This window comes from Oleiphilus sp. HI0080 (genome assembly GCF_001635135.1).
Genome location: NZ_LWFU01000323.1, coordinates 1 through 7,284, shown reverse-complemented (window position 1 = coordinate 7,284; position 7,284 = coordinate 1). Strand labels below are relative to the sequence as shown.

At 46.8% G+C, this 7,284-nt stretch carries 7 protein-coding genes; 4 read left to right on the top strand and 3 right to left on the bottom strand.

Going from position 1 to position 7,284, the window contains the following annotated elements:
- Positions 1-417, bottom strand: a 417-nt coding sequence (locus A3751_RS03945) for a class I tRNA ligase family protein (protein ID WP_156492241.1), incomplete at its 3' end; no start/stop codon positions are given.
- A 251-nt stretch (positions 418-668) separates the two neighbouring features.
- Between A3751_RS03945 and apbC the strand changes: the two genes are divergently transcribed.
- Positions 669-1,766 carry an iron-sulfur cluster carrier protein ApbC gene (gene apbC / locus A3751_RS03935; RefSeq protein ID WP_068452369.1) on the top strand — a complete coding sequence of 366 codons (1,098 nt, stop codon included), beginning with the start codon at positions 669-671 and terminating at the stop codon, positions 1,764-1,766.
- On the opposite strand, the gene A3751_RS03930 is transcribed toward apbC, so the two are convergent.
- On the bottom strand, positions 1,763-3,808 hold the full coding sequence (locus A3751_RS03930) for an EAL domain-containing protein (RefSeq protein WP_068452366.1): 2,046 nt from the start codon (positions 3,806-3,808) through the stop codon (positions 1,763-1,765). The genes apbC and A3751_RS03930 overlap by 4 nt on opposite strands.
- 174 nt (positions 3,809-3,982) lie before the next feature.
- Between A3751_RS03930 and dcd the strand changes: the two genes are divergently transcribed.
- Entirely contained in the window at positions 3,983-4,549 is a 567-nt protein-coding gene (gene dcd / locus A3751_RS03925) for a dCTP deaminase (RefSeq protein ID WP_068452375.1), read from the top strand.
- Positions 4,550-4,617: 68 nt separating this feature from the next.
- Here the strand turns inward: dcd and A3751_RS03920 are convergent, their stop codons facing one another.
- Positions 4,618-5,889: an O-acetylhomoserine aminocarboxypropyltransferase/cysteine synthase family protein gene (locus A3751_RS03920; protein ID WP_068452363.1), complete on the bottom strand. Its 1,272-nt coding sequence runs from the start codon at positions 5,887-5,889 to the stop codon at positions 4,618-4,620.
- Between the two features lie 155 nt (positions 5,890-6,044).
- Between A3751_RS03920 and A3751_RS03915 the strand changes: the two genes are divergently transcribed.
- Together A3751_RS03915 and A3751_RS03910 are read left to right on the top strand one after the other, a co-directional pair.
- Entirely contained in the window at positions 6,045-6,659 is a 615-nt protein-coding gene (locus A3751_RS03915; protein ID WP_068452360.1) for a DUF416 family protein, read from the top strand.
- Positions 6,652-7,284 (top strand): TraB/GumN family protein (locus tag A3751_RS03910; protein ID WP_197466166.1); only part of this gene is annotated, 633 nt, incomplete at its 3' end. The genes A3751_RS03915 and A3751_RS03910, both read left to right, overlap by 8 nt.

Here is a 7,284-nt window from a genome sequence, read left to right as displayed (position 1 = left end):
TTTAATGAACCGATCAGCTAGGAACAGGTTCTTCTCAGGGTCGAAGGCTTGCGTAATGCTACGGCGGGCAATCTTTCCATTGTTATCAAGCGCAGTATAAATAGATTCTGCAAACGCTTTATTTTCTGGTGAATGCGTTGAGTAATAATTGTCGAAGCCAACGGAAAATCCGGCAAAGTCTTTTTGGTGCTCCTGATTTACTCGATCAATCAGTTGCTCGGGTGTAATACCCTCCTTCTCTGCGCGCAACATAATTGCCGTGCCATGGGCGTCATCGGCACATACATAGGTGCATTGTTCGCCACGGGACTTCTGAAAACGAACCCATATATCCGTTTGAATATATTCGAGCAGGTGTCCCAGATGAATGGGGCCATTGGCGTAGGGAAGAGCACTGGTTACCAGAATTTTGCGCACTACTTAAATCTCTCAATGTTGCGATTGGCAGTAAGAACTTAGTCGAATGGGCATTGAAACGGCAAAAGCGGCTCAACACCCTAAAATGCGGCGTTATGATACTCGTCCAAGCAATGTTTTTCATCTTTCTTCGCGTTCTATGCTTAGATTGCATGGAATGAACTTGAATTTCGGGGAATTGCCACGATTTAACCTTCAGATTCGCGTATTTAATTTTACGATTTCAAACTTTTTACTGGACTGGAGAGCGCATGAGTCAAGTGAGTGAAGCCGGGCTTCAAGAAGCAATTGCACAGTACATTGACCCTTATTTACAACAGAACTTGTACGATATGGGGGCGGTGAAATCTGTAGATGTGATAGAGAGCGCTGTGCAACTAAAGCTTGAATTGCCTTATGCCTGTTCTGGCTTGCATGGTGCCATACGACAGATTCTTGAGACGCAGCTTGAGGATTTGGATGGTGTTGACCGAGTGAGTGTCGATATTGCTCAGAAAATTGTTACTCATGAAGTTCAGAATAATCTGAAGAGTCTGAGCAATGTGAAAAACATCATTGCTGTTGCGTCGGGCAAAGGCGGAGTAGGTAAAAGTACCAGTGCCGTCAATTTGGCGTTAGCGCTGTCGCAGGAGGGCGCCCGTGTTGGCATTCTTGATGCGGATATTTATGGGCCAAGCGTTGGCATGATGCTTGGTATTCCTGCTGATGCTCGTCCTGAGACCTATGAAGATAAGGCATTCATTCCAATTGAAGCGCATGGCATTCAAGCAATGTCGATGGCCTTTTTGGTCACTGAGCAAACGCCGATGGTATGGCGAGGTCCTATGGTCAGTGGTGCACTCATGCAGCTCTTGACTCAAACTCGCTGGGACGACTTGGACTATCTAATTATTGATATGCCGCCGGGAACGGGCGATATTCAGTTGACGCTATCCCAGAAAGTTCCGGTGACGGGTTCTATTATCGTGACGACACCGCAAGATATTGCATTGATGGATTGTCAAAAAGGCATCGAAATGTTCCGTAAAGTGAACATTCCCGTATTTGGTGTCATCGAGAATATGAGCGTGCATGTTTGTAGTCAGTGCGGGCATCATGAAGCCTTGTTCGGCAATGGCGGCGGTGAACGTATCGCAAAGGCATACGATACGACCGTACTTGGTGAAATGCCCCTGCAACAGACCATTCGAGAGCATATGGATTCGGGGAGGCCAACTGTGATTGCGGAGCCTGAATCTGACGCAGCGCTGTTGTATCTGGATATCGCTAGAAAGGTGGGTGCTGATTTGTCTCAGCGTGCGAGAAATCAGCGTAATGTATTTCCTGAAATCGTGGTGTCCTCAGACTAGAGTTTTCGAACAACGCGCGGCGTTTTAAACCAGTTTTCTATAAATTCAGGGATATCTTCAATGCTCATGGGTTTGCCGTACAGGTAGCCCTGAGCGTAGTCGCAACCCAGTTGGAGAAGAACTTCTTCTTGTCTTCGGGATTCGACACCCTCTGCAAGAATCTCGATATTCAAGCTGTCTGCCAGAGTCACAATACTCTGAACGAGAGCACGATCTGAGCTGTGATTAATGATCTCATGAACGAACAGGCGGTCAATTTTTACCTTGGACAGGATATGGCTGAATTTCTTGATATAGCCGAGTGACGAGTAGCCGGTACCGAAGTCATCAATACTGAAACTCAAACCTAGTTTGAGCATTTCTTCGATGCCTTGTAATACGGCTTGGTCGTAGTTGAGTACGAGCCTCTCCGTCACTTCTAATTCAACCCACTCAAGATCACCATGCGTAGGCAATTGTTCTTTAACCCATGGCATAAACTGGCGGTGATGAAAGTTGGTCGGGCTAAAGTTGACGGAGAGCGTAAACGGTTGATCAAATTGCTCGCGCCAAATCTTCACGCGTTTGGCAGCGGTTTTTAATACCCACTGATCAAGAGAGAAAACGAGCCCTGTTTGCTCAGCAATAGGGATAAACAAGTCAGGTCGAACTTTCCCTAGGTCTTTGTCTTCCCAGCGAAGAAGCGCCTCGAAACCACTAATCGACATGTCGCGTAAATTGATCAGCGGTTGGTAATGAATTCGAAGAGCTTCCTCCTCTAACGCCGTTTGCAGCTTGTTCTTGATGGTGTTTTTAAGCATGACATCTTGCAGCATGCTTTGTTCGAAGAAGGAAAACGTATTTCGACCGTTTTCTTTTGCCTTATACATGGCGGTATCGGCTTTACGAATTAGCTCTTCAGTCGTCGTTCCGTGGTCGGGGAAGAAGACAATTCCAAGGCTGCAGCCTAATTGTAATTGCGCATCGTTATGCGCAAAATTTTCTCTAAATGAGCGAATAATGGTTTCGGCCATTGCTTCCGCTTCTTGCTTGCTGTCACAAGAGCAGGCTGCAATAAATTCGTCTCCACCAAAGCGGGCGACATACCCTTTTTTATTACTCGCGACGATTTCTTTCAGACGTTTGGCACTTGCTTGAAGGACGCGATCACCAACACTGTGGCCAAGGCTGTCATTCACTTCTTTAAAACCATCAAGGTCAATGAAGAAGATGACCAGGCGTTCTGAAGCCGTTTGACGGCTTATGAATTCCATCTCTTGAGTTAGGTGGCGATCAATATGTCGACGATTGGGTAGCAGCGTCAGAGCATCGTTATTTGCTTGATACTCAAGCTGATTCTCATAGGACTCGCGCGCTTGTTTAAAATCAATCGCATCTTTTTGAGCTTCATTGAGTGCTTCAACAAGGTCCGTTAGCTCATCATTAATTGGGGGCCTTTTCAGCACGATCGGCTGATAGGACTTAGTCGACATGCGCTCTGGGTCACCGGTTGCCATACTAATGACGGAAAGGTGGTCCGTGACGAGTCGCTGAACAATAATTTGCAGGAAGCAGCCAAACAAGCCAATAAAAATAGCGGCGCTGATGCCAAGCAATTTTACGCGGTCGATAAAATCTTCGTCGAGATAGGTGTCGTTAATCTGTATCTGAAGTGAACCGAGTATTTGATCGTCATAGATAAGTTGTTCTGAGAAGTCTGCGGGTGGCTGAAAATTACCGAGCTGCTTGCTGACGCCGCTTTCATCAACCAGGCTTAGACCTTCTATAGAGGGAGAACGAGCGAGGCCGTCTAGGAGAATCTGGGCACTTTCTTCATCAACATTCCACAAACTACGCTCAAGCTGGTTCTTAATTGTACGAACGGTTTCTTGGCTATCCCTTTCAACCTGCTCGGTATATTTGATGTGTTCGTATTCAATGAGTGCAATTGAAACAGCAAGCGTAAAAACTAAGCCTATGGATATGAAATACCAGGCTAACCGATCACCGAGTCTTTGTGGCCGCAAAAAACCCAGCTTGTTCTGTGTTGTTTTTTTCTTCATTGAAATCGTCTACTGCTGCATGCATTGACGCCGATCGATTACATCCTGCTCGACTTTGATCTTAATTATTGCCTTGTTTTGCGATAACTTCCACTTTGTTGCTCGTGATGTTGCTTTTTTCTGCGCTGCAGGAGCGGTATGATTGCGCCCGAAACGAAATTTAGGGTGCAGAAAATGTCGATAAAATCAGATAAGTGGATTCGGCGCATGGCCGAAAATGAGGGAATGATCGAGCCGTTTGAGCCAGGTCAGGTTCGCGAGGGCGATAGTGGCCGTATCATTTCATATGGTACGTCAAGCTATGGATACGACGTTCGATGCTCGAGCGAGTTCAAGATTTTTACCAACGTTCACTCTGCCACGGTTGATCCAAAAAACTTCGATGAGAGCAGCTTTGTCGATATTGATAGCGATGTTTGCATCATACCGCCTAACTCATTTGCGTTAGCCAGAACAGTCGAGTACTTTCGAATTCCCCGAAGTGTTCTGACTGTTTGTTTGGGTAAATCTACTTACGCCCGCTGCGGTATTATCGTCAACGTCACACCGCTAGAGCCAGAATGGGAAGGTCATGTGACGCTAGAGTTTTCAAATACAACCAATCTTCCTGCCAAGATCTATGCGAACGAAGGCGTTGCTCAGATGCTGTTTTTTGAGTCGGATGAGGTTTGCGAAACAAGCTATCGTGACCGGGGTGGGAAATATCAGGGGCAGGTTGGCGTTACGTTGCCGAAAACCTAAGCCCACTGCCAGAGTAAAAAAGCGACTTAAAGGTCGCTTTTTTTATGCCTTTATTTATCCGTCTTGGGTTAGGCCTTTTCAAGTGCCTGATCAATATCGGCAATAATGTCATCTATGTGTTCTATGCCTACGGAGATGCGAACGAGGTCTTCGCTCACTCCAGCGGCTTTTAGCTCATCGGCATCTAGTTGACGGTGTGTTGTTGAAGCCGGATGACAAGCGAGTGACTTCGCATCACCAATGTTGACTAGCCTCAGGATCATCTGCAGCGCATCAATGAAACGAGCTCCAGCCTCTTTGCCACCTTTTATTCCAAAGCTGAGGATGCCCGAAGCCCTGCCTCCGCAGATGTTTTGACAATTCTCATAGTACGGGCTGTCAGGCAAGGCTGCATAGTTTACCCAGGTGATTTTAGGGTGTGTCGCAAGATGCCCCGCTACCTTTTCAGCGTTCTGACAATGGCGCTCCATGCGCAAGCCAAGGGTTTCCAAGCCTTGCATAATGAGGAATGCGTTATGTGGAGAGATCGCGGAGCCGGTATTTCGCAAAGGGACAACGCGACAACGACCAATAAACGCTGCGGGCCCTAGTGCTTCGGTATACACAACGCCATGGTATGAAGGATCAGGCTCATTGAATAGTGGGAAACGTTCTTTGTTTGCGGCCCAGTCGAATTTTCCTGAATCGACAATGACACCGCCAATGGCAATACCATGCCCACCGATGTATTTAGTCAGAGAGTGCACAACAATATCGGCGCCCTGCTTAAATGGTTGGCATAGGTAAGGTGTTGCAACCGTGTTGTCGACGATTACAGGGATGCCATGGCGGTGCGCAATTTCAGACAGCTTCTTGATGTCGACAACATTGCCAGCAGGATTGCCTATAGACTCGCAAAATAGGGCGCGTGTTTTGTCATCAATTAGTGCTTCCATCTTCTCGTAGTCGTCGTGGCTACACATACGTACGTCTATTCCCTGCTGCGGGAACGTATGAGCGAATAGATTGTACGTGCCGCCGTAAAGCTGGCTGGTACTCACGATGTTGTCTCCTGCGCGGGTGAGGCACTGGATAGAATAAGTGATTGCTGACATACCTGAAGCAACAGCTAGAGCTCCAATACCCCCTTCCATTTCAGCAATACGTTGCTCGAGCACAGCCGTGGTTGGATTCATGATCCGCGTGTAGATATTGCCAGGAACCTTCAGGTCAAAAAGATCCGCGCCATGCTGGGTATTATCGAATGTGTAGGAGGTCGTTTGATAAATGGGTACAGCTGCTGACTTGGTTGTAGCTTCAGATTCGTATCCGTGGTGGAGTGCGAGCGATTCGAGCTTCATTTTCTTCCTCTGCCTATAGTTTTATTAATTGGTCCTTAACGCTACGATTCAAAAACTTTTATATGTAAATTGCAATAGATTCTCAGCAACCTATGCTGTCTTCTTACGCGAAGCAAAGAATGAGCGATTCGCATTGATAGAGAGAGCCTTAAAGAATGAATCCCAAAAAGCTGATTAAGTCGGTAAAAGCCTTAACTGGATGGCGAGAGACTGCGTTTATCTTGGCGCTAGCAGAGCGTGCGTTGCCGAACATTATCTTGTTCTTGGAAAGTGTTGAGCGCAGTGAGGTCGATAGCAATGCATTTCCCAAAGGTTTTTCTTCGTTAATGGAAACAAGTTGGGAGTCTGCGGTATTTCATCCGAAAGAGGAGGCGATTATTGCGTGCCTTGATGAGGTAGTCGCGCACATCATTGAAGAGGAGCTCGATAGCTTTGGTATTTTGCCGTGCAATAACGGCCTAGAGTTGTGGGAAATGGCGCTCGTGTCAGCATTAAACAGAGACAAAAAGCGAGCTGAAGAAGCAAGCCAGGTGTCGATTGCTACGGTGTCGGAGTTCCTAGAGTTTACCGAAGGGGATGGCTTGGACGAGAATGCTTTGATTCGCCTGTTTGAAAAGCATGAGCTTATGGTGCGCGAGCTAAGCTTTCAGCAAGCGTTGTGCGATCTATTGAGAGGTTCAGATAAGTTGAGTAAAGATTTGCTACGAAACCTTCGTGCACTCGCAAGAGATGATGGCTGGAGTAACCTAGGGATTAGCCTTGATGATTAATGTAAAGATTGTGCGTTCTAACAATATGCTTCGTCGGCTCACGGTTTGTTGCCTGTGTTGTGTGGCCCTATTTGCACATGCGGAGAATCGTGGTCTTGCGTGGGAACTGAACTCAAAGGACGGATTGCACAAGGCGTATTTGATGGGAGCTGTGCATTTAGCCAACGGTAGTTTTTACCCGATAAATAGTGCCGTTCTTGATGGTTTTGATGCGTCCGATGTGTTGATGGTTGAGCTTGATGATTCGCGTGTCGAGCCGCAAGCGCAGCAAGCCTTGATAGAGCAGTATGCATATTACCCCGAGGGAGTTAGCTATAAGGACCGACTGTCCCCAGCGTTGGTAGATCAGGTGGAAATCATGTTCGCTAGTCTCGGTATTGAAAACGCCAGTGAGTTGTTTTCGCGATACAAGCCTGGTTTGTTGGGGGTAACATTAGCCGCTCTGCAGGCCCAGGTGCTTGGCTATTCCGCTGAGTATGGAATCGATAGTTACTTTCTTGAAAAAGCACGTTACCGCAAAAAAATAGAAGAGCTAGAAAGCTTCGAGTTTCAGATTAAATTGATTTCAGAGTTACCCTCCGATGAGGAAAGCTTTAGTGATGCTTTGCTGAATATGGCTGACTTT